Consider the following 22,810-nt stretch of genomic DNA (forward strand, 5'->3'; position numbering starts at 1 on the left):
CACGTTATTTTTATGAAGCGAGCATTTTAAGCGATTCGCTTCATACCCTAAACGAATTTTTGCCGATTCCCTTATGCGCCCACGGTATATAGGGCGTTAAATATGCCTTACGGGGCACGCCAATCCGGTGGACGCTTATCCAGGAAAGCCTGAACGCCCTCCAGCGCCGAATCGTCCATCATGTTGCACGCCATGGTTTGTCCGGCCAGCTGGTACGCCGCCTCGATGCCCATTTCGAGTTGCCGGTAGAACAGCCCTTTGCCCGCCGCCACGGCCGCCGCCGGCTTGGCGCAGACGCTCGCGGCCAGGCGCGCCACCTCTTCATCCAACTGTGCCAGGGGCACGGCACGGTTAATCAGGCCGCGGGCGCACGCGGTGGCCGCATCGATCATGTCGCCCGTTAGCAGCATTTCCATGGCCTGCTTGCGCGACAGGTTGCGCGACAAGGCCACGCCCGGCGTGGAACAGAACAAGCCGAGATTGACGCCGGACACGGCAAAGCGCGCATCGTCGGCGGCCACCGCCAGGTCGCACATGGCCACCAGTTGGCAACCCGCCGCGGTCGCGATGCCGTGGACTCGCGCGATGACCGGCTGCGGCATCTTCTGGATCGCCATCATCATGCGCGTGCAGCGGTCGAACAGGCGCCGGTAGTAATCGTGCGAAGGTTCGGCGCGCATTTCGCGCAGGTCGTGTCCTGCGCAGAAGGCCTTCCCCGCCCCGGCCAGCACCACGACGCGCACGGTGTCATCGGCGGACAATCGGGCAAAGGCACCCGTCAGTTCGTCCAGCAGGCCCTCGGACAGCGCGTTGAACGCCTCCGGGCGGTTCATGGTCAGCCGGGCAACGCCCTGCGCGTCGCGGGACTCGGTCAGCAGCGCGCTCACGCGCGGATCGGTATCGGCCATGCCAGGCTATCCTCCTTATCGTTCCAGCAGCACTTTCAGGTGCGCCAGCACGCTGCGCCCCAGCGCACTCAGGTTGTAGCCACCCTCCAGGCAACTGACGATGCGCCCGTTTGCGTGGGCGCGCGCCACATCGATGAGCTGGCCGGTAATCCAGGCGTAGTCCTGCTCGACCAGGCCCATCTGGCCGAGGTCATCCTCGCGGTGTGCGTCGAAGCCGGCGGAGATAAACACCATCTGCGGACGGAATTCATTCAGGCGCGGCAGCCATATGGTCTCGACCACTTCGCGCACGGCCAGCCCGTTGGTATAGGCCGGCAACGGGATGTTCGCCATATTGGTGGCGATATGCTCGGTGCCGCTATAGGGATAGAACGGGTGCTGGAAAAAGCTGCACATCAGCACGCGCGGGTCGCCGCGGAATGCGGCCTCGGTGCCATTGCCGTGATGGACGTCGAAGTCGACGATCGCCACGCGTTCGAGCCCGTGCGCCGCCAGCGCATGGCGCGCGGCGACCGCCACGTTGTTGAAGAAGCAGAAACCCATGGCGCGGTCGGGCTCGGCGTGGTGTCCGGGCGGGCGCACGCAGCAGAATGCGTTTTCCACCTCGCCCGCCATCACGGCGTCGGTCGCCGCGACCGCCGCGCCCGCTGCCAGCTTTGCCGCAGCCAGCGTATGCGAGTTCATCGAGGTGTCGGGGTCGATCGGGTAGTAGCCGCTGGCCGGGCTGGCGCGCTCCAGCGAATCGACATAGTCGGCCCCGTGCACGCGTTCGATCTGCTCGCGGGTGGCCGGCATCGCCTCGCGGCGTTCCAGCAGACCGTCCATGCCGTGGGAAATCAGGTGATCCTCGATCGCCTGCAGGCGTTCCGGGCACTCGGGATGGAAATGACCCATCTCGTGCCGCAGGAACTCCGGATGCGTGTAATAGCCCGTCGGCATGTCTTATCTTCGTGTTTTGTCTCCAAACGTTACGTTAGCACAGGACAAGGCCGCCAGCGCCGCGCCAGACCTGTCGCGGTGCCGCATTCGCGGGGAATAGCGGAGTGCCATCCGCTATACTCGCTGCGACTTGCTAAGGACACCATGACCGACACCCAGCGTTCATTGCGCCGCCCGTTGCTGGGCGCCGCGCTCTCCGCTGCCGCACTGGGACTCTGCGGCCTCTCGCCCAACCTCCTCGCCGCCGGCAAGCGCCGCGTGAGCGTCCGGGAAGAAGAAATCGAACCCGGACGCTATCGCGACAATGCACAAACGCGGGCCTTCATCGACGACATGGTGACCCGCCACGGCTTTGACCGCGGCGCGCTGGAAAACTGGTTCGGACAAGCCGTCTATTCCGCTACCGTGGCACGGCTGATCCTGCCGCCGGCCACGCCCGGGCGCAAAAGCTGGCGCGCCTATCGCTCGCGCTTTATCGAGCCGATCCGCATCAACGCGGGCGTGCGCTTCTGGCAGGAGAACCGCGACACGCTGCGCCGCGCCGAAGCGGAGTTCGGCGTGCCGGCCTCCGTCATCGTCGGCATCATCGGCGTCGAGACCATCTACGGACGCGACATGGGCACGTTCCGCGTGATCGACTCGCTCTCGACGCTGGCCTTCGATTACCCATCCACGCCCAACCGCGACGCCAGGACGACACTGTTCCGCAACCAGCTTGCGGACTACCTGCTGTGGTGCCGCGACACCCGCACCGACGTCTTTTCGGTGCTCGGCTCCTACGCGGGCGCCATCGGCATCCCGCAGTTCATGCCGACCAGCCTGCGCGAGTACGCGACCGACTATGACGGCAACGGTCGTATCGACCTGCGCAACAGCCCCGCGGACGCGATCGGCAGCGTCGGCCGCTTTCTCCAGCTGCATGGCTGGGAAGCAGGCCGGCCCGTGGTCTGGCGACTGGCGCCCGATGAGGGCAGCCGCGGCATCGCAGCCGCGGCCGCGGACGGCGAACCCTGGCCGACGCGCACGCTGAACCAGTTGACCAAGGCCGGCCTGAGGCTCGATGAGCCCATCGACGCGGTCCGTGAAGGCGAGACCGGCGTCCTGGTGGTCGACCTGCCTACGCCCGACCAGCCCACCGAGTACATGATCGGCCTGCGCAATTTTTATGTGCTGACCCGCTACAACCGCAGTTTTTTCTACGCGCTGGCGGTGTATCAGCTGGGCGAGGCCGTCAAGGCCGCGATGGGCTGAGGCCCCAGCCAACCGACGTACATTGCGGCCCGCCAGCCTGTTGCTGGCGGGCCAATTCATTGCGCCCACGAATTGTGAACCAAAAGCCACCGCAATTTCCGGGCCAACCGTTGCGCTCCCTTACAATAGCGGCCTGACGCCACGTGACTTCCCGCGAGCCATTCGTGACACCATCCCAGACCCTGATTCCCGCAGATTTACTGAAGCAGTCGAAAAAGATACTGTTTATCGCCCACCTTGCCCTGGGCGACTTCACCTATCTGCAAAACTTCTTCAAAGCCTTCGCGCAGGCAAACCCGCACCTGGAAATCCATCTCTGGGTCGATGAAGTCCGTCGCACCAGCGATACCAAGGCCTGGGAATATCTCCGCAAGTACTCGCTCTACGACTGGGTTGCCGCGTGCCCGTTCTTCAGCAAGATCTATGCGCGCACGTACAGCCCGGAACTCTACGAAGAATCGATTCGCGAGGCCCGCCAGGAGCACTACCCGATCGTGGTGTCGCTGGCGACGCTGCGCCCGCACCAGTACGCAGACCTGGCGCGCACGATCAGCCCGGACGGCTTCGTGGTCGGCATGACGCGGCCGGTCCGTTTCTATCAGCCGCACCACTTGCTTGCCTACCGCAAGCTCGATGCATCGATTCCGCCGTACAAGGTCGACCGGTCCGCGCCGCGGCACATCAGCGACGTGTACGCCCACTGGTTCCGACAGATCAGCGGTCTGGAAGTCAGCGCAGCGGAGCGCTTTCCGTTTGTCGACATTCCCGCGCGATGGCAACAGTATGCGCAGGAAACGCTGGCCGCCTGGGGCTTTGCCCCGCGCCAGGGGAAGCTGGTCTTCATCAACCCCTATGCCAAGACGAAGAAGCGCTGCTGGTCGCTGGAACAGGTCGCAGCCCTGATCCAGGGCATGCAGCAGCAGCCGCACTGGCGCGACAGCTGCTTTATTGTCAATGCCGTGCCGCAGGAGCTGGCCCATGCGCGCGAAGTCATCGGCGGATACGCCCTCGCGCGCACCGAGCTGTTCAGCGCCGAAGACAACTTCTTCCAGCTGCCAGCCATCCTGGCGCAATGCGACCTGATCATCTCGGTGGAAACGGCGGTGATGCACCTGGCTAATGCCGTGCATGTGCCGGTCATCGCACTGATGCGCCAGAAAAACCCGGAATGGGTGCCGATCGACCGCGACCACAGCACGGTCATCACCGCCCCCAACCGACGGGACTGGGTCAAGGCCGTCACCGTCGAACAAGTCATGAAGGCCATGCAATGAACCTGACCTCGTCCACCAGCACCGCGCCCGCGCCGATGACGGGCACCAACGGCAAGCCTTCGTTCCATATCGCCTTCTGCGTCGATGACAACTACTTCCGGCCGATGGGCGCGACGATCGCCTCGATCATCGACAACAACCCGGGGCAGCATTTCACATTCCATGTGCTGACGTTCTCGGCGCTGGAAGATAACCAGCGCCGCCTGAAGCAGCTAGAAGAAATGTATCCGGTCAGCACGCAGCTGCATCTGCTCGACCTGGCGTCGTTCACGCAGTTCTCGCATTTCCTTGGCCATTCGCACTATTCGCTGTCGATTTTCACGCGCCTGGTGATCCCCGAGGTACTGCGCGGCCAGACCGGGCGCGTGCTGTACCTGGATGCCGATATCCTGTGTGTCGGCCGCCTCGATGAGTTGGTCGACATGGACATCAGCAGCGATATCGCGGTCGTGGTGCCGGATGCCCCGGTCACGCTGCGCCGCCGCGTTGCCGCGCTGGGCCTGGCCCGCGAGGAGTACTTCAACGGCGGCGTGCTGTTCATGAATATCGAGAAGTGGCTGGCGGAAAACATTACGCCGCAGACGCTGGAAGCCTTGCTCGATACCAGCACCGACATGCGTTTCAACGACCAGGACGCGCTCAATAAAGTGCTCAATGGCCGCGCGCGGTATATATCGCCGCGCTGGAACTACCTGTACGACCTGATCCACGACCTGAACGTCAACAGCTTCGCGATGCGTCCCGTCGGCAAGGCCGTCTTTATCCATTTCGCTGGCTCGGTCAAACCGTGGGCGGATTGGAGTGGCCACGAAGCGCGAACCCTGTTCCGCAAGTATCTGGCCTTGTCACCGTGGCACGACAAGCCGCTCGATCCGGAGCCGAGAAACACCAAGGAAATGCGCATGCATTCGCGCTTCATGTTCCGCCAGGGGAAACCCGTGGAAAGCCTGAAGTGGTATGTGCGGTATTTGCGCAAGCGGGCGCGGCGGTAATGCCCCGATGGCATGACATCCCCCTGCTCTCACATCGAAGATAAATGGCAATTCGAAGCAAACACATACTGGTCAGCCGCACCGACAATATCGGCGACATAGTACTGACTTTGCCCATGGTCGCCCGACTGAGGCAATTGAACCCGAATGCAAAGATCAGCTTTCTTTGCCGTGCCTATGCCGCGCCGCTGGTCCGTTTCTGCACCGATATCGATGAAGTCATCGAACTGGAAAGCATGGCCGATGCGCCGGTCGAATTTCTGAAAAAGTCGGGGATCGATACCATCATCCTGGCGCAGCCCGATCGCAAGCTCGCCATGGCCGCCTTTCGCGCCGGCATCCGGCACCGGATCGGCAATGCCCGCCAGAAGCTCTACCTGCTGTTCTATTGCAACCGGCGCGTGCGCTTCAGCAAGCGGATCATGGAAGAGCATGAAGCGCAGATCAACTTTCAGTTCCTGAGCCCGTTCGGGAGCCGCAGCACGCCGTCCCTGGAGGAAATTCCCGGGCTGTACCACTTTGACATTCCGGCGGACACCGCCATTGCCGAAATGCAGGGCCGCTATGCGTTCAACCTGGTTCTGCATACCAAGTCGAACGGCCATGGCCGCGAATGGCCGATCGAGTACTACGCCAGGCTCGCCACGATGCTGTCGGCCAGAAAGGACGTCCATCTCTGGTTGTCGGGCAGCGCGAAGGAAGGAGAGTGGCTGAAGGCCAACGGCAGCGCGCTGCTGTCACAGCCAAACGTGACCAGCCTGTGCGGTACGCAAACGCTTGGCCAACTCACGACCTTCATTCATCAGGCTGACGGCCTGATTGCGAGCGGCACCGGGCCGCTGCACCTGTCGGCGGCGATTGGACAGCGCACGCTGGGGCTGTTCCCGCCCACGCGTCCGATGCATCCTGGCCGGTGGGCGGCGCTGGGAAATCGAGCCCAGAACCTGGTCGAGGATAAGAGCTGTACCGATTGCGCGAAGCTGGAGACGGTGACCTGCGATTGCATGTACCGGATCACTCCGGAGTCCGTCCTGGGGGTGGTCGAGGGGTGGATCCGGGACAAGGCCGCTGCATAGACCAACGAGACCAACGAGACCAACGAGGCTCGCGGATCAACATTCGGCCACTGGCAAGGCCGGTCGCCGAATGCTTCGACGCGCGGAAGCGCACGTCGCCTTGGGGCAAGCCTCTCAGGCGGGAAATACGCCGGTGGACAGATACCGGTCCCCGCGGTCGCAGACGACGAAAACGATTGTCGCGTTTTCCACTTCCTCGGCAACGCGCATGGCCACGCACAGTGCGCCCGCAGCCGAGATACCGGAAAAAATGCCCTCCTCACTCGCCATGCGGCGCGCCATATGTTCCGCATCGGCCTGGCTGACAGGCTCGGTGCGATCCACATACTTGGGGTCATAGATCTTCGGCAGGTAGGCCTCCGGCCATTTGCGAATACCGGGAATGCGCGAGCCTTCCTCCGGCTGCGCGCCGATGATCTCGATGGCGGGATTCTGCTCTTTCAGGTAACGCGAGACACCCGTGATGGTGCCCGTCGTACCCATCGCCGAAACGAAATGCGTGATCCGGCCTTCGGTATCGCGCCAGATCTCCGGCCCGGTCGTTTCGTAGTGGGCCAGCGGATTGTCCGGATTGGAGAACTGGTCCAGGATGACGCCCTTGCCGTCGCGCTCCATGGAATCCGCCAGGTCACGCGCGTACTCCATGCCGCCCTTCACCGGCGTCAGGATGATCTCCGCACCATAGGCCGCCATGCTCTGGCGGCGCTCCAGGCTCAGGTCTTCCGGCATGATCAGCACCATCTTGTAGCCGCGGATTGCCGCAGCCATGGCGAGCGCGATGCCAGTGTTGCCGGACGTGGATTCGATCAGCGTATCGCCGGGCTTGATGCGGCCACGTGCCTCCGCGCGGGCAATCATCGAGACTGCCGGCCGATCCTTGACCGATCCGGCCGGGTTGTTGCCCTCTAGCTTGCCCAGGATGACATTGCCGCGCGCGTCGTTGGCGGCACCGGGAATGCGCTGCAGTCTGACCAGCGGCGTATTGCCGATGGTGTCTTCGATTGTCTTGTAGGCCATGGTGCGGGGTGGAATTGGTCCCGCACATTGTAAACCAGGGCCCCGACACGCGCCGGAGGGGCCGGTTGGGCCCACTCCCGGCAGGGCCGCACAGGCTTACGCTTCCTTGTTGCCTTCGCCCAGCAGGTGATAGAGCAGGATGCAGCCAAAGGTTGCGGTGCCGATGCCCCCGAGCGTCATGCCACCAAGCTTCAGGGTCAGGTCGCCCGCAGCCACGGTCAGCGTGGCACCAACCGTGATGAGGTTACGCGAACTCGAGAAGTCCACGTGGTTCTGGACCCAGATACGGCCAGCCGTAGCGGCAATCAGGCCGAACACCACGATGGTCAGTCCGCCAATGACCGGGCCCGGGATGGTCAGGATCAGTGCGCCGAACTTTGGCGAGAAACCAAGCACGATGGCGACCACGGCCGCCACGACAAAGATCAGCGTCGAATAGATCTTGGTAACGGCCATCACGCCCATGTTCTCGGCATACGTGGTGACGCCCGTGCCGCCGCCGCTGGCCGATAGCATGGTCGCGATGCCGTCGCCGATGAAGGCGCGGCCGATGTACGGATCCAGGTTGCGCCCGGTCATCACGCCGATGGCCTTGATGTGGCCCAGGTTCTCCGCCACCAGCACGATGGCCACCGGGGCGATCAGCAGCATGGCGCTGGCCTGGAACACCGGCGAGGCGAACGACGGCAGCCCGAACCAGCTCGCGGCTGCCACGCCCGAGAAATCGATCGGCTTGCCAAGACCCATCTGGTTCGCGCCGGCATAGTAAATCAGGTAGCCAAACAGGCCCCCGATCAGCACCGGCAGGCGTCCGATCATGCCCGGCGCCCGAACCGCCACCAGCCCGACAGCCAGCACGGTCAGAAGGCCAACCCAGGTGTCGAACGAGGAGCCGCTCACCGCCTTGACAGCGACTGGGGCCAGGTTCAGCCCGATGGCCGCAACGATCGCGCCGGTCACTACAGGCGGCATCAACCGCTCGACCCAGCCATAGCCAACCGCCTGCACAACGAGCCCGATGACCGTGTACAGCGCGCCAGCGGCAATGATGCCGCCCAGGGCCACCGGGATATTGGCATTGGGCCCGCTTCCTGCGTAACCCGTGGCCGCGATCACGACGGCGATGAACGCAAAGCTGGAGCCGAGATAGCTCGGCACCCGACCGCGCACGCACAGGAAGAAGATGAGCGTGCCGATGCCCGAGAACAGGATGGCGATATTTGGATTGAAGCCCATCAGGATCGGCGCGATCGCCGTGGAGCCGAACATCGCCACCACATGCTGGATGCCGGCAAGCACGGTCTGCCCCGCAGGCAGGCGCTCATCCGGACCGATAACCCCTTCCGTCTTCAACCGCCACTTCGGCAGAAACCCTGCGTCCTCGCCATTCGTCATTGTCATGCTCCCTGTTGTTCTGCCCGGCTCTCCCCGGCCCCTCGGTAAAGGGCAGGCCCGGCCTGATTTTTTCGGATCTTGCGCGGCCGACTGAATACCGTGGCCTTCGCTGGCTGCCGCATGATACTCCGCCGCTGTCTGCAAGCGAAGCAGCGTGCGCCTGTCAGGTAGTGCATACCGACGGCACAACATGGAACCGGATGGATCGGACTCGAAGCAACAGGACCATGGCGCCGCGGTGCCCTTCCCTTGCACCGGCGGCGCCTTGCCATATCAGCGCTTGGCGGGCCGAGAGGCAGCCGCCGCGCCGGCGGGAGCCGCTGCCGGCGCGGCCTTCGCACCGATCGTCAGGCCGGCCTCCTGCATGCGGGCTACCGACTTGGTGCCGACGCCGCTGACGCGCTCGGCAAGATCGTCCGCGCTCTTGTAGGGGCCATGCTTGGTGCGCTCGTCAATGATGTTCTTGGCCGTTGCGGGCCCGATGCCTTTCACCGAGGTCAGGGCTGAAGCGTCCGCCGAATTGACGTCCACCGCGGCCATCGCGGCTCCGGTGAACGACATCCAGAGCGCTGCGGCCAGGCAGCCGCGCCTGAGCAATGTCTTGAACATGGGTGAGTTCCTTATCCGTTTGCATTTGCGTTGCCTCGCCAGGATTGGCAAGGTGCGCTCAGGATAGGACCGGCCGCGTACGCCGGCGCGCGCCGCAACCAAAGTTCACGCGGATTGCACGGAGATGTTTCGGAACGCTGCTGCGATAGCCCCGCCGGGCACAATCAATGGCAGCGATCGAGCAACCACTGGCAGTAGCGCGCCACACCTTCTTCCATCGGAACAAAGGGCGTGGCATAGCCCGTGTCGCGCAGGCGTGACAGATCCGACTGCGTGAAGCTCTGGTACCGGCCACGCAGCGCATCGGGGAAGCGGATGTATTCCAGCAGGCCTTCCTGCACCAGTTCGTCGGGCGCCAGCGGTGGCTTGCCCTCTGCCGCGCGCAGCGTGTTGACCACGACCGCGGCGACATCGTTGAACGAACGGGCCTGTCCGGACCCGACATTGAAGATGCCCGAGCGGCGCGGATGGTCGAGGAAGAACAGGTTGACCCTCACCACATCCTCGACCGCGACAAAATCGTGGCTCTGGCAGCCCGGACCATGGCCAGCATGTTCGCCGAACAGCTTGACCGTGCCTTCGGCACGGAACTGCTCGAATTGCTGCCAGACGATCGAGGCCATGCGATTCTTGTGCGCCTCGCCGGCACCATACACGTTGAAATAGCGCAGGCCGACCACCTGCGACAGCGCGCCTTCCAGCCGCTTGCGCACGACCTGGTCGAACAGGAACTTGGAGTACCCGTAGATGCTCACGGGCCGCTCGCTGTCACGCACTTCGCGAAAGGTCGGGGACTCGCCGTAGACCGCCGCCGACGAGGCATAGAGGAACTGCGCATCCTGCGCCAGGCAGGATTCCATCAGCCGCTTGCTGTAGCGGTAGTTGTTCTCCATCAGGTAGCGGCCGTCCTGCTCCAACGTGTCGGTGCAGGCGCCCAGATGGAACACCGCGCGCACCCTGCCGAACTCGCCGCGCTCGAAGCGGGGCAGGAAGTCGTCCTTGTCGAGGTAGTCGCGAATCTCGCAATCCACCAGGTTGTGGAACTTGTCAGGGCGATGGAGATTGTCGACGGCGACAATCTGGTCCTCGCCACGCGCGTTCAGTCCCTTGACAAGGTTGCTGCCGATGAATCCCGCAGCGCCGGTGACGATGATGGCCATGATCGGTCCGACAGAGAGTTCAACAGGGGCGCCGGAAACCTGGCGTTCAGTTCGCCGAGCCGAACAGCTCCGGATAGCTGACGACGGCCGTACCGAGCTTGCCGACGACAATGCCACCCGCGCGGTTGGCGAACTGCACCGCCTGCTTCAGCGGCACGCCGGCGGCGAGCATGGTCGCCAGCGTGGCGATCACGGTATCACCGGCACCAGATACATCATAGACTTCGCGCGCCTGTGCCGAGACATGCAGCACCTCCGCCTCGGTGTAAAGAGTCATGCCCTCTTCCGAACGAGTCAGCAGCAACGCTTCGAGCTGCAGGTCGCGACGCAGGTTCTGCGCTCGCGCGGTGAGGTCCTGTTCGCTTTTCCAGGCCCCAACAACCCGGCGGATCTCCGCACGGTTGGGCGTGATCAGCGTGGCACCGCGATAGCGCGAGTAATCATCGCCCTTGGGATCGACCAGGACCATCCGGCCTGCCGCGCGACCGGCCTCGACCATGCGGCCGACGTGCGTCAGGCCACCCTTGCCATAGTCCGACAGGAGCAGCACCTCGTACTGCTTCACGAGCTCCTGGAAACCGTCCAGCACGGACAGCAGGACTTCATGTGCCGGCGGATTCTCGAAATCCACGCGCAGCAGCTGCTGCTGGTGGGCCAGCACGCGCAGCTTGATCGTCGTGTTGACGCTCGCGTCGCGGTGCAGGTACGGCTGCACCTTGCAGGCGGCCAGCAACGATTCGATGGTCCGGCCGGGCTCGTCGTCGCCAACGACGCCGAGCATGCCGACCTGCGCACCCAGCGCGGCCGAGTTGCGGGCCACGTTGGCGGCGCCGCCCAGGCGCTCGTCGCTGCGCTTGATCTGGACGACCGGGACGGGCGCCTCCGGTGAAATACGCTCGACGTCGCCGAACCAGTAGCGGTCCAGCATCATGTCGCCGACCACCAGGATGCGCGCCTGGCGGATCTGATCCTGCGAAATTTGATTCATACCCTTGGTTCCTCTGGCATACCGATCCTACTCGGACACGGTCGCCTGCCGATACGTTCAGCGCTTCGCGGCCGAACGCCCGATCGCGTGGTACTCGATGCCGGCCTGCGCCATGGCCTCCGGCTCGTACAGGTTGCGGCCATCGAAGATCACCGGCGTCTTCAGGCGCCGCTTGATCTGCTCGAAATCCGGGCTGCGGAACACCTTCCACTCCGTCACGATCACCAGTGCGTCGGCACCATCGAGCGTCTCCATCTGGCCGGTATGGAAGCTGATCTTGTCGATACCGCCCGGGATATCCGCGAGGTCCGCCTCCAGCGCGCGCCGGGCTTCTTCCATCGACACCGGGTCATGCGTGCGCAGAGTGGCGCCGCGCGACACCAGTTCCCGTGCCAGCACGCGCGATGGCGCTTCGCGCATGTCGTCGGTATTGGGCTTGAAGGCCAGCCCCCAGAGCGCGAAGGTGCGCCCGCCGAGGTCCTCGCCGAAGTGGCGCACCACCTTGTCGCCCAGCACCTGCTTCTGCGCGCCGTTGACGGCCTCGACTGCCTCCAGCACGCGCATCGGCTTGCCGTGGTCCGCCGCCGTGCGCATCAGTGCCTGCACGTCCTTTGGAAAACAGGAGCCTCCATAGCCCGCCCCCGCATACAGGAAACTGTAGCCGATGCGCGGGTCGGAGCCGATGCCCATGCGCACGAGTTCGATATCGGCCCCGACCTCATCGGCCAGGTTGGCCAGTTCGTTCATGAACGAGATCCGCGTGGCCAGCATCGAATTGGCCGCGTACTTGGTGAACTCGGCCGAGCGCACATCCATGTAGAAGGTGCGTTCGTGGTTGCGGTTGAACGGCGCATAGAGCTGGCGCATGGTGGCCTGGGCGTGGCGGCCGGCGGCGTCGGCGCCACAGCCCAGCACGATGCGGTCCGGCCGCATGAAGTCTTCCACCGCAGCGCCTTCCTTGAGGAACTCGGGGTTCGACACCACGGAATACTGGAGATCCTCCAGGCCGCGCGCGGCGAGTTCCTCCCGAATGACTGCCGCAACGCGGTCGCCCGTGCCCACCGGCACGGTTGACTTGTCCACCACGACCTTGAAACCGGTCATATGGCGGCCGATATTGCGTGCCGCGGCCAGCACATACTTGAGATCGGCGGAGCCGTCTTCATCAGGCGGCGTTCCTACGGCGATGAACTGCACATCCGCGTGATCGACGCTGGCGGCCACGTCGGTCGAGAACGTCAGCCGTCCCGCCGCGCGGTTGCGCTGGATGATTTCCTGCAGGCCCGGCTCGTAGATCGGCACGCCGCCGGCGTTGAGCATGGCGATTTTCTTTTCATCGACGTCGAGGCAGAACACATCGTTGCCGAGTTCGGCCAGGCACGCGCCGGTGACAAGGCCAACATAGCCACTGCCAATAATGGTGACTTTCATAGCATGTACATGAAATGGTTTCGCACAGCGGCCGGGTCAGCCGAGTGCTTCCGATCGGCGGGGCGCATACGTCTCCCAACGGTTGCAGCCGGGACACTGCCAATAGAACAGCCGCGCGCGAAAGCCGCATTCGCGGCAGGTGTAGCGGGCGAGGTTGCGCGTACGCAGTTGCAGAAGATCACGGATCGCCACCGTCTCCCTGGCCTTGTCGTTGCCAGTGGAATCGTCGGCACCGGCCAACGCATCGCCTGCCTCGGCAACAGCGGTGGCTGGCGCCATGTCGGCAGCCTGCGCTTCGAAATACCTGGTCAGCGCCAGCAGTGTCGGCTGGCGGCGCAGTTGCTCACGCATGAGGCGCGTCGCCGCTTCAGGCCCGTTTTGTTCCAGCTCGGTCTTGAATGCAACATCGAGCAACTCCGGCGCAAGGCTGCCCTTGAGCAGACCGCGCAGCCAGTCGAGCGCGGCGCCTTGTTCTCCGAGCCCGGCATAGCCTTTCACCAGACGCTCGGCCACCAGCGGGAGGAACGAGGCATCCTGCCGCTCGATGCCGAGCCAGTGGCCCAGTGCGGCGCGGGCGTCGCCGGCCGCGGCGGCCACGTCGCCCAGCAGGATCGGCGCACGCACATTGGCGGGATTTTCCTGGATGGCCTGGTGCAGCCACTTGATCGCGTCTTCAGGGCGCTTGCGTTGCAACGCATCCTGCGCGATTTCGCAGCAGAACTGGGCAATCTGCAAGCGATAGTCGGTCTTCTCGAGCGACTGCAGCTCGCGCGCGGCATCGATGGCCTTCTGCCACTCCTTCTCCACTTCGTAGAGCTCGAGCAGCACGCGCTTGGCCGAGGCCGCATACGGGCCGGACATCAGCCGGCGCAATGATTCTTCGGCACGGTCGAGCAGCCCGGCGCGCAGGAAATCCTGCCCCAGTTCATACAGGGCATGCTCGCGCTCGGGTTCGGGCAGGTCCGGGCGCGTGGCCAGATTCTGGTGTACCCGAATGGCGCGCTCGGTTTCGCCGCGACGCCGGAACAGCGCACCCAGCGCGAAGTGGAGTTCGGTGGTCTCGGGATCGAGCCTGGCCACTTCGATGAAGGCATCGATGGCCTGGTCCGGCTGTTCGTTGAGCAGGAAATTCAGGCCCTTGAAATACGAGCGGGGCAAGGCACCCTGCTCGCTGATGAGCTGGCGCACATCGAGGCGTGCCGCCATCCATCCAAGGCCAAAGACAAGTGGCAGCGCCAGCAGCCACCAGGTTTCAAACATCATGGATCAGACTTTCGGGCCTACTACGTTGTAAGGAGCGCTCTTGCCGTCACGTTCCGCGCCAGCCGGCATCGGCTCGCGGCCGGCATCGCCGAGCGCCCGGCGCAGCCGCGCCACTTCCATGCGCTGGCGCATCAGGCCTGGCGCAATCGCGGCCAGGGCCGCGACGGCGCCCAGGACAAAGGCCACGAACAGGATCAGGATCAGCGGGGCGCGCCAGACGGCGTCAAAGAAAAGCTGCAGCGAAGCGTCCGCGGTATTGCGTAGCGCCAGCACGAACAGCAGCGCAAACAGGACGATGCGGATAATCCAGGCGACGAGTTTCATGCGGTAGTGGCAGGCGTGGCGTTGCGGGAGCGCACAGGCGCATCCCTGCGTGCGCAGACCTCGGCATTGTAGCGGAATCACTTCCAGCAATCGAAAACGGCACGCCCACGGGATACCTTGAACAAAAAAAGCGCCCCGGGTGGAGCGCTTCTTTCACGACAACACAGTGCCGGCCTTAGGAGGCGGTCAGGAGCGAGCCAGATTCAGCCCGCTTCCCTCATGCAGCACCGTCGAACCAGCCGGCGTGGTGCCCTGGGGCCCCTTGCCGGACGGCGAACCGGTCAGGTGTCCGTTACTTGCGCCACCCGAAGGCGGCGTCAGGCTGCGGTCCACCCGTTCGCGCAACTCCTTGCCCGCCTTGAAGTGCGGCACCCGCTTTTCGGGCACCAGCACGCGCTCGCCGGACTTGGGATTGCGCCCAACGCGCGGCGGACGCCGGTTCAGACCAAAACTGCCGAATCCGCGGATCTCGATGCGATGGCCATCGGCCAGCGCATCCGACATCGCGTCGAGTATCGTTTTTACCGAGATGTCCGCATCCCGCAGCAGCAACTGCGGGAAACGGGCAGCCAGTTTTTCGACGAGCTCCGACTTGGTCATTGGCGTTCGCGCGGGCGTCAGGGCCTGCGATTACTGGTTGTCCTGGCCGAGCTTGGCCTTCAGCAGTGCGCCCAGGTTGGTCGTACCAGCGGTGCTGGTGTCGGCCTGGAACTTCTGCATGGCTTCCTGCTGCTCGACGTTGTCCTTGGCCTTGATCGACAGGTTGATGTTGCGCGACTTGCGGTCGACGTTCACAACCAGGGCAGTGATCTGCTCGCCTTCCTTCAGCACGTTGCGGGCGTCTTCCACGCGGTCAGCGGAGATTTCCGATGCGCGCAGGTAGCCTTCCACGTCGTCAGCCAGTTGAACCACGGCGCCCTTCGGATCGACAGCCTTGATGGTGCCGGTCACCAGCGAGCCCTTGTCGTTGGCCGAGATGAAGTTGTTGAACGGATCGCCCGACAGCTGCTTGATGCCCAGCGAGATGCGTTCCTTGTCGACGTCGATGCCCAGAACCACGGCTTCCACTTCGTCGCCCTTCTTGTACTTGCGCACGGCTTCTTCGCCGGTTTCTTGCCAGGACAGGTCGGACAGGTGCACCAGGCCGTCGATGCCGCCAGGCAGGCCGATGAACACGCCGAAGTCGGTGATCGACTTGATCTGGCCCGACAGCTTGTCGCCCTTCTTCTGGTTGCGCGCGAAATCGTCCCAAGGATTGGCCTTGCACTGCTTCATGCCCAGGCTGATACGACGCTTGTCTTCGTCGATATCCAGGACCATGACTTCCACTTCGTCGCCCAGCTGGACAACCTTCGACGGAGCCACGTTCTTGTTGGTCCAGTCCATTTCGGACACGTGCACCAGGCCTTCGATGCCGGCTTCGATCTCGACGAACGCGCCGTAGTCGGTCAGGTTGGTCACCTTGCCGAACAGGCGGGTGCCTTGCGGGTAGCGGCGCGAGATGCCCACCCACGGATCTTCGCCCAGCTGCTTAACGCCCAGCGAAACGCGGTTCTTCTCTTGGTCGAACTTGAGGATCTTGGCGGTGATTTCCTGGCCAACCGACAGCACTTCGCTCGGGTGGCGGACACGGCGCCAGGCCAGGTCGGTGATGTGCAGCAGGCCGTCGATGCCGCCCAGGTCAACGAACGCACCGTAGTCGGTGATGTTCTTGACGATACCGTTGACGATGGCGCCTTCCTTCAGGGTTTCCATCAGCTTCTGGCGCTCTTCGCCCAGCGTGGCTTCAACCACGGCACGGCGCGACAGCACAACGTTGTTGCGCTTGCGGTCCAGCTTGATGACCTTGAATTCCAGGGTCTTGCCTTCGTACGGGGTGGTGTCCTTGATCGGACGCACGTCAACCAGCGAACCCGGCAGGAATGCGCGGATGCCGTTGACCATGACCGTCAGGCCGCCCTTGACCTTGCCGGTCACGGTACCCGAGATGATTTCGCCGTCTTCCAGCGCCTTCTCGAGGTTCAGCCACGATGCCAGGCGCTTGGCCTTGTCGCGGGACAGGATGGTGTCGCCATAGCCGTTCTCGAGTGCGTCGATGGCCACGGAGACGTAGTCGCCGGCCTGCACTTCGAGTTCGCCCTGGTCGTTCAGGAACTCCTCCACCGGCACAAATGCCTCGGACTTGAGGCCGGCGTTGACGACCACGAAGTTGTGGTCGATGCGCACGACTTCAGCGGAAATCACTTCGCCAGCCTTCATATTGGAGCGGGCGATCGATTCCTCGAACAGTGCGGCAAAGGATTCGTTAGTTTGCAGGTCGGACATAAACGTAAGTAGCAATCCGCGGTACACCGGCCGGCACGACGATCGTGCTCAGTCTGCCATGTGCAGCGGGGTCAAGTTGAACACTGCCAGCCACTCCCACAAGGGGGGCCGGCACCATGGTGCAGGTAGCGTCCATCGCTTGGGTACGCCTGACGAAAGTCAGTGTTTGCGCACAGCGGCGAACCACTCCAGCACCTGCGCCACTGCCTGATCCACCGTCATGTCGGAGGTATCGAGCAGGTTCGCATCCTCGGCGGGACGCAGCGGCGCGGCGGCACGGTTTCGATCCCGCGCGTCGCGCGACTCCAGGTCACGCAAAAGGTCTTCGATATTAGCAGAAATTCCCTTATCAATCAATTGTTTATAGCGCCTGCGAGCGCGCGCCTCAACACTTGCCGTCAGGAATACCTTGAGCTGGGCATCGGGGAAGATCACCGTGCCCATGTCGCGCCCGTCGGCGACCAGCCCCGGCAGCTTGCGGAAATCGCGCTGCAGCTTGGTCAGCGCGTCGCGTACCGGCTGATGCACAGCCAGGGCCGAGGCCCGGTTGCCGATCGCCTCGGCACGGATCGCCAGGCTTACCTCCTCTCCGGACAGCCAGACGCGGTCCGGTCCGAACTTCACATCGAGGCGGGAGGCGGTTCTTGCAAGGGCATCGACATCACCGATGTCCACGCCCTCGCGGTCGCTGGCAAGCGCCACCAGGCGGTACAACGCGCCGCTGTCGAGCAGGTGGTAGCCGACCGCATCGGCCACCTTGTGCGCCACAGTGCCCTTGCCGGAGGCGGTTGGACCGTCAATGGTGATGACGTGAACGATAGTCATTGCTGATGATGCCGACAGAAAACTTCGATTTGAAAATCAATTGAGAATCATTATCATTTGATTCATCCTACCAGGACGCAGCGTCCCGCTCGTTCCGGTTATTCCCTCTCTTCATGCGCGAGGCAATCTACCATGGCCAAGACCCTGACGTTCGGCATCATGCACCTCGGTACCGCCTTCAGCGTGACCTACACGCTGACGGGGAGCCTGGCCGTCAGCGGCGCGGTCACCTTTATCGAGCCCGCCATCAATACTGTGGCGCACTACTTCTTCGACCGCTACTGGGCACGGCGGGAGCGCCGGCACGAACCGGCGCAAACGGGCACCACGGCGCTTAGCGCGTGATGGCGCCGAATACCGCGAAATAGTCCGGAAACGTCTTGGCCACGCAGCCGGGCTCGTTGATGCGGACCGGCAGCGGGCCGAATGCGGCCAGCGAGAAACACATGGCCATGCGATGGTCATCATAGGTGCCAATGCCATCGGCCGGGGTCTGCCACTGTGCGGGCGGTACCACCTTCAGGTAATCCGCGCCCTCCTCGACCTGGGCTCCGAGCTTGCGCAACTCGGTCGCCATGGCCGTGATGCGATCGGTTTCCTTCACCCGCCAGCTGGCGATATTGGTGAGCGTTGTCGTGCCTTCGGCGAACAGCGCGGCCACCGCCAGGGTCATGGCGGCGTCGGGAATATGATTGCAGTCCAGTTCGATACCGTTCAGGCGCCCGTCGTCGCGTTCGGTGCCGCGAACTTCGATCCAGTTATCGCCCGCCATGACGTTGGCGCCCATCCGGTTCAGCGCCTCGGCAAAGCGCACATCGCCCTGGATGCTCGCCATGCCCACGCCTTCCACCCGCACGGGACCGCCGCCGATCGCGCCGGCCGCAAGAAAATAGGACGCGGACGACGCATCGCCCTCGACAAAGATCTCTCCCGGCGAACGGTAGACCGCACCAGCGGGAACAATGAACCGCTCCCAGCCTTGCCGCTCGACATCGATGCCAAAACGCGAGAGCAGGTTCAGCGTGATCTCGATATACGGCTTGGAGATCAGTTCGCCGATCACTTCGATCTCGATCCTGCCAGTGGCCGCCTGTGCCATGGGCAAGGTCATCAGCAAGGCCGTCAGGAACTGGCTCGACACGTCGCCGCGCACGCGGATCGGCGCATCGATGCGGATCTGCGCGGCGCGGATATGCAAGGGCGGAAAGCCGTCAGTGCCGGGGTAGCCGATGTCCGCGCCAACCTGGCGCAGGCCGTCGACAAGATCACCGATAGGCCGTTCGTGCATGCGCGGCACGCCCGACAGCTTGTAGTCGCCGCCCTGCAGCGCCAGCGCAGCGGTCAGCGGACGAATCGCGGTGCCGGCATTGCCCATGAACAGCTCCGCCGCCTTGACGGGAAAACTGCCGCCCGAGCCGGTGACGATATAGTCGCTGCCTTCCTGGCGCCACGCGACGCCGAGCGTCTTCAGCGCCTGCAGCATGACGCGCGTGTCGTCCGAGTCGAGCAGGTCGCGCACGCGCGTCTCGCCGCCGGCCAGCGCTGCCAGCAGCAGCACGCGGTTTGAAATGCTCTTCGAGCCCGGCAAACGGACGGTGCCCGCGGCGCGGGTAAGAGGGCCAATCGTCAGGTGTTCCATGGTCTTCACACTAGGGCGCGCATCACGGCTGCGCCGATTCAGGGTTCAATGTTGGCCGCGGCCTCGCGGTCCGCGCCCCATTGCTGGCGAGTCTTGCTCGCGCGCGCAAAAATGCGCTCCAGCGCCGCGCCGTCGCCCTTCTCGATCTGCGTCCTGAGATGCGTCAGCACCGACTGGTAGGTATTCAGCTCGCGCAGCAGTGCCTCGCGATTGGCCACGCAGATATCGCGCCACATTTCCGGCGACGACGCGGCAATGCGCGTGAAGTCGCGGAAGCCGCCACCGGCGAACGCGAGCTTGAGCGCAGCGTCCTCGGCATTGCCGACCTGCGCGACCAGCGCGTACGACAGCACGTGTGGCAAATGGCTGACGGCGGCAAAGACCGCGTCGTGCTGCACCGCCGACAGGATGTGGCACTCGGCACCGGCGCTTTCCCACATCGCGCGCACCGCGGCGACATCGGCTCGCGCGTTTTCCTGCAGCGGGCATACCACGGTTTTCTTGCCGACATAGAGGTCGGCGAGCGCGGCTTCCACGCCATTCAGCTCGCGACCCGCAATCGGATGCGCCGGGACAAACTGGGCCGCCTTGTCGCCAAGCGCCGTCTTGGCCGCCATGATCACATCGGACTTGGTGCTGCCCGCATCGGTCACGATGGTGCCCGGCTGCAGGTGCGGCTCCAGCGCGTGCAGCAGCGCGAAATTCTGCGCCACCGGCGCGCACAGCACGATCACGCTGGCGTCGCGTGCTGCGTCTTCCAGCGAAGCGGCTTCGTCGATGACACCGAGGTCCAGCGCCTTCTGCAGCGAGGCCGGCGAGCGGCCCACGCCTATTACCTTGCCGACCACACCGGCGCGCTTGAGCGCAAGCGCGAGCGAACCGCCGATCAGGCCGACACCAACAATCACAACACGGGGAAAATGCAGAGCGCTCACAATCTCAGCCCTCGGGGGCGGGCAATACAGCGAATTTGAAAATAGCGGAAACTGGGATGCATGTCGTCGCGCAGCTTACTTCAGCGCGCGCTCCAGCGCCGCGATAAATGCAGCGTTCTCATCAGGCAAGCCGATCGTGACACGCAGCCAGCGCGGCAAGCCGTAGTTGCCTACAGGACGGACAATCACGCCCTGCCTGAGCAATGCCAGGTTGACACGCGCGCCGGCGTCATCGTCTTCGCCCACGCGCACCAGCACGAAGTTGCCGGACGAAGCGACGGACTCAAGTCCAAGGCGCGAAAACGCGTCGACAAGTTGCGCCTTGCCGGCACGGTTCAGCTCGGCGCTGCGCTGCAGGAATGCCGTGTCGCCCAGCGCCGCAACCGCCGCGGCCTGGGCCACGCTATTGACGTTGAACGGCTGGCGGATACGGTTCAGCAGATCCGTCAGCTCGGGCTGCGCTACCGCATAACCGATGCGCAGGCCGGCGAGTCCATATGCCTTCGAGAATGTGCGTGACACCAGCAGGTTTGGATAGCGGTGCACCCACGCCACCGAGTCATATTGCTGGTCATCGTCGAGGTATTCGTTGTACGCCTCGTCCAGCACCACGGCCACATGGGCGGGCACCTTGGCCAGGAATGCTTCCAGCGCCGCTGCAGGCGCGAACGTTCCGGTCGGATTGTTCGGGTTGGCGACGAACACCAGGCGGGTATCGGCAGTGATTGCCGCTGCCATGGCATCGAGATCATGGCCGTAATCGCGCGCCTTCACCACGATCGCGCGCGCGCCTATTTCCTGGGTTGCCAGCGCATAGACCGCGAACGAGTACTCGGCATACACCACCGACTGTCCCGGCGTGACCAGCGCGTGCGCGGCCAGCTCAAGGATGTCGTTGCTGCCATTGCCCAGCGTGATCCAGTCCTGCGGCACGCCGAGCTTCGCGGAAAGCGCTGCCTTGAGCTCGAAGCCGTTCGAGTCGGGATAGCGCCCAAGCTCGGCCACCGCCGCGGCCACCGCGTGCCTTGCGGATTCCGGCATGCCCAGCGGATTCTCGTTCGAGGCCAGCTTGACGATGCTGGCCTCGTTCAGCCCGAACTCGCGCGCCACCTCGGAAATCGGCTTGCCCGCCACATAGGGCGAGATTGCCCTGACGTAATCCGGGCCAAACGTCAATTTGCCGCCCTGGTTGCCTTGCTCTGCCATCTTGTCTCCTTGCCGCGCTTACTTGCTGGACGGGTACGACCCCAGCACCTTCAGGTAGGCGGCATTGCGCCGCAGCGTCTCGATCGCGCGTGCGACCGCCGGTTCATGCTGGTGACCTTCGACATCGACGTAGAAGTAGTACTCCCAGGCACCACTGCGCGCAGGACGCGACTCGAAACGGCACATCGACACGCCGTTCTCCGCCAGCGGCGCAAGCAGCTGATAGACCGCGCCGGCCTTGTTGGGCACCGACAGGATCATCGAGGTCTGGTCGCTGCCCGACGGCTCGGTCTCGTACCGTCCGATCACGGCAAAGCGCGTGCGGTTATGCGGATCGTCCTGGATATGCGGTCGGATGACATGGAGGTGATAGCGGTTGGCCGCCGTTTCGCCGGCAATCGCCGCGACGGTCGGATCTTCGCTCGCCATGCGCGCGGCCTCGGCATTGCTCGATACCGCCTGGCGCTCCAGATGCGGATAGTTCGCGGTCAGCCAATGCTGGCACTGCGCCAAAGCCTGCGCATGCGCGCGCACGACCTTGACGCCCTTCATGTCGGGCGAAGACGCCATCAGGTTGTGGTGCACCTTCAGCGCGATCTCGCCGCTGATCTTCAGCGAAGTCTGCAGGAACAGGTCCAGCGTGCGCGACACCGCGCCTTCGGTGGAGTTCTCGACCGGCACCACGCCGTACTCGACGGTCCCCGCCTCCACCGCGCGGAACACCTCGTCGATGCTCGGGCATGGCACGCCGGATACTTCATGGCCGAAGTGGGCATAGAGAGCCTGTTCGGAGAACGTACCGGCCGGGCCCAGGAAGGCAATTTCCAACGGCTTTTCCAGCCCGCGGCAAGCCGACATCACCTCGCGCCAGATCGACGCGACACTTTCGCCCAGCAGCGGCCCGGGATTGGCGGCCTGCACCTTGCGCACGACCTGCAGTTCGCGTTCCGGGCGGAACACCGGCGCGCCGTACTTCTTCTTCACCTCGCCGACATCCAGCGCGAGCTGCGCGCGCCGGTTCAGCATGGCCAGCAGTTCGCGGTCCACGGTGTCGATCTGCTCGCGCAGGGGGGCCAGTTCAGCGCCGAGCGCGCGCTCCGCCTCGCTCGGGGAAGCACCGCTCTGCGGCGTCTCCTCGCGCGCGGTGTTTTTGTCTTCGCTTGTCATTTGCAGGAACCCGTTGGGCCGCTCCGCGCGGGAGGGCCTGAGAATAAAACAACGCCGCGCGCACCGATGGCACGCGGCCGGCCGAC

Annotated in this window: 23 protein-coding genes; 5 read left to right on the forward strand and 18 right to left on the reverse strand. The window is 64.1% G+C overall.

Annotated features, from left to right (window positions below):
- Positions 1 to 107 precede the first annotated feature (107 nt).
- Both AC3FKG_RS25335 and AC3FKG_RS25340 read right to left on the reverse strand, forming a co-directional pair.
- A complete protein-coding gene (locus AC3FKG_RS25335) occupies positions 108 to 908 on the reverse strand; it encodes an enoyl-CoA hydratase (protein ID WP_488744432.1) in 801 nt (266 codons plus the stop codon).
- 15 nt (positions 909 to 923) lie between these two features.
- Entirely contained in the window at positions 924 to 1,847 is a 924-nt protein-coding gene (locus AC3FKG_RS25340) for a histone deacetylase family protein (protein WP_483710745.1), read from the reverse strand.
- A 144-nt stretch (positions 1,848 to 1,991) separates the two neighbouring features.
- On the opposite strand from AC3FKG_RS25340, the gene mltB reads away from it, so the two are divergent.
- The 3 genes from mltB (at position 1,992) to AC3FKG_RS25355 (ending at position 5,364) form a co-directional block, all read left to right on the forward strand.
- On the forward strand, positions 1,992 to 3,098 hold the full coding sequence (gene mltB / locus AC3FKG_RS25345; protein WP_483710744.1) for a lytic murein transglycosylase B: 1,107 nt from the start codon (positions 1,992 to 1,994) through the stop codon (positions 3,096 to 3,098).
- A gap of 164 nt (positions 3,099 to 3,262) precedes the next feature.
- Positions 3,263 to 4,372, forward strand: a complete 1,110-nt coding sequence (locus AC3FKG_RS25350; protein WP_483710743.1) for a glycosyltransferase family 9 protein — start codon at positions 3,263 to 3,265, stop codon at positions 4,370 to 4,372.
- A complete protein-coding gene (locus AC3FKG_RS25355) occupies positions 4,369 to 5,364 on the forward strand; it encodes a glycosyltransferase family 8 protein (protein ID WP_483710742.1) in 996 nt (331 codons plus the stop codon). Before AC3FKG_RS25350 ends, AC3FKG_RS25355 begins: the two co-directional genes overlap by 4 nt.
- 29 nt (positions 5,365 to 5,393) lie before the next feature.
- Here AC3FKG_RS25355 and AC3FKG_RS25360 read toward each other — a convergent pair whose 3' ends face one another.
- Positions 5,394 to 5,798: a hypothetical protein gene (locus tag AC3FKG_RS25360; protein WP_483711587.1), complete on the reverse strand. Its 405-nt coding sequence runs from the start codon at positions 5,796 to 5,798 to the stop codon at positions 5,394 to 5,396.
- Here AC3FKG_RS25360 and AC3FKG_RS25365 point away from each other — a divergent pair.
- A complete protein-coding gene (locus AC3FKG_RS25365) occupies positions 5,682 to 6,440 on the forward strand; it encodes a glycosyltransferase family 9 protein (protein WP_483711459.1) in 759 nt (252 codons plus the stop codon). The two genes, AC3FKG_RS25360 and AC3FKG_RS25365, sit on opposite strands and share 117 nt — an antisense overlap.
- A gap of 114 nt (positions 6,441 to 6,554) precedes the next feature.
- Here AC3FKG_RS25365 and cysM read toward each other — a convergent pair whose 3' ends face one another.
- From cysM to cmk, 11 genes are all read right to left on the reverse strand, one after another.
- Complete coding sequence (gene cysM, locus AC3FKG_RS25370) at positions 6,555 to 7,457, reverse strand: cysteine synthase CysM (protein ID WP_483710741.1); 903 nt, start codon at positions 7,455 to 7,457, stop codon at positions 6,555 to 6,557.
- A gap of 96 nt (positions 7,458 to 7,553) precedes the next feature.
- The gene (locus AC3FKG_RS25375; RefSeq protein ID WP_483711458.1) at positions 7,554 to 8,852 is read right to left on the reverse strand and encodes a solute carrier family 23 protein; all 1,299 of its coding nucleotides are present in this window, start codon (positions 8,850 to 8,852) and stop codon (positions 7,554 to 7,556) included.
- Between the two features lie 273 nt (positions 8,853 to 9,125).
- Positions 9,126 to 9,461 (reverse strand): ComEA family DNA-binding protein, encoded by a 336-nt coding sequence (locus tag AC3FKG_RS25380; protein WP_488744433.1) that lies wholly within the window; start codon positions 9,459 to 9,461, stop codon positions 9,126 to 9,128.
- A gap of 164 nt (positions 9,462 to 9,625) precedes the next feature.
- A complete protein-coding gene (rfaD, locus tag AC3FKG_RS25385) occupies positions 9,626 to 10,621 on the reverse strand; it encodes an ADP-glyceromanno-heptose 6-epimerase (protein WP_488744434.1) in 996 nt (331 codons plus the stop codon).
- A gap of 46 nt (positions 10,622 to 10,667) precedes the next feature.
- A complete protein-coding gene (gene rfaE1, locus AC3FKG_RS25390) occupies positions 10,668 to 11,609 on the reverse strand; it encodes a D-glycero-beta-D-manno-heptose-7-phosphate kinase (RefSeq protein ID WP_483710738.1) in 942 nt (313 codons plus the stop codon).
- 57 nt (positions 11,610 to 11,666) lie between these two features.
- Complete coding sequence (locus AC3FKG_RS25395) at positions 11,667 to 13,040, reverse strand: UDP-glucose dehydrogenase family protein (protein ID WP_488744435.1); 1,374 nt, start codon at positions 13,038 to 13,040, stop codon at positions 11,667 to 11,669.
- Between the two features lie 36 nt (positions 13,041 to 13,076).
- A complete protein-coding gene (gene lapB, locus AC3FKG_RS25400; protein ID WP_488744436.1) occupies positions 13,077 to 14,303 on the reverse strand; it encodes a lipopolysaccharide assembly protein LapB in 1,227 nt (408 codons plus the stop codon).
- 3 nt (positions 14,304 to 14,306) lie between these two features.
- Positions 14,307 to 14,627 (reverse strand): lipopolysaccharide assembly protein LapA domain-containing protein, encoded by a 321-nt coding sequence (locus AC3FKG_RS25405; RefSeq protein ID WP_483710735.1) that lies wholly within the window; start codon positions 14,625 to 14,627, stop codon positions 14,307 to 14,309.
- A 186-nt stretch (positions 14,628 to 14,813) separates the two neighbouring features.
- Positions 14,814 to 15,227, reverse strand: a complete 414-nt coding sequence (locus AC3FKG_RS25410) for an integration host factor subunit beta (RefSeq protein WP_483710734.1) — start codon at positions 15,225 to 15,227, stop codon at positions 14,814 to 14,816.
- A gap of 30 nt (positions 15,228 to 15,257) precedes the next feature.
- Positions 15,258 to 16,952, reverse strand: coding sequence for a 30S ribosomal protein S1 (gene rpsA, locus AC3FKG_RS25415; RefSeq protein WP_483710733.1), 1,695 nt, complete (start codon positions 16,950 to 16,952; stop codon positions 15,258 to 15,260).
- Between the two features lie 159 nt (positions 16,953 to 17,111).
- Positions 17,112 to 17,777, reverse strand: a complete 666-nt coding sequence (cmk, locus tag AC3FKG_RS25420) for a (d)CMP kinase (protein ID WP_483710732.1) — start codon at positions 17,775 to 17,777, stop codon at positions 17,112 to 17,114.
- Between the two features lie 132 nt (positions 17,778 to 17,909).
- Between cmk and AC3FKG_RS25425 the strand changes: the two genes are divergently transcribed.
- A complete protein-coding gene (locus AC3FKG_RS25425) occupies positions 17,910 to 18,122 on the forward strand; it encodes a DUF2061 domain-containing protein (RefSeq protein WP_488744437.1) in 213 nt (70 codons plus the stop codon).
- On the opposite strand, the gene aroA is transcribed toward AC3FKG_RS25425, so the two are convergent.
- The 4 genes from aroA to pheA all read right to left on the reverse strand — a co-directional run bounded on the left by aroA (position 18,112) and on the right by pheA (position 22,724).
- Positions 18,112 to 19,416 (reverse strand): 3-phosphoshikimate 1-carboxyvinyltransferase, encoded by a 1,305-nt coding sequence (gene aroA / locus AC3FKG_RS25430; RefSeq protein WP_488744438.1) that lies wholly within the window; start codon positions 19,414 to 19,416, stop codon positions 18,112 to 18,114. The two genes, AC3FKG_RS25425 and aroA, sit on opposite strands and share 11 nt — an antisense overlap.
- Before the next feature lie 38 nt (positions 19,417 to 19,454).
- The gene (locus AC3FKG_RS25435) at positions 19,455 to 20,351 is read right to left on the reverse strand and encodes a prephenate dehydrogenase (protein ID WP_488744439.1); all 897 of its coding nucleotides are present in this window, start codon (positions 20,349 to 20,351) and stop codon (positions 19,455 to 19,457) included.
- Positions 20,352 to 20,426: 75 nt separating this feature from the next.
- Positions 20,427 to 21,557 carry a histidinol-phosphate transaminase gene (gene hisC / locus AC3FKG_RS25440; RefSeq protein WP_488744440.1) on the reverse strand — a complete coding sequence of 377 codons (1,131 nt, stop codon included), beginning with the start codon at positions 21,555 to 21,557 and terminating at the stop codon, positions 20,427 to 20,429.
- A gap of 18 nt (positions 21,558 to 21,575) precedes the next feature.
- Complete coding sequence (gene pheA / locus AC3FKG_RS25445; RefSeq protein WP_483729992.1) at positions 21,576 to 22,724, reverse strand: prephenate dehydratase; 1,149 nt, start codon at positions 22,722 to 22,724, stop codon at positions 21,576 to 21,578.
- Between the last annotated feature and the right edge of the window lie 86 nt (positions 22,725 to 22,810).

The organism is Cupriavidus sp. 22TCCZM04-2, assembly GCF_057798895.1.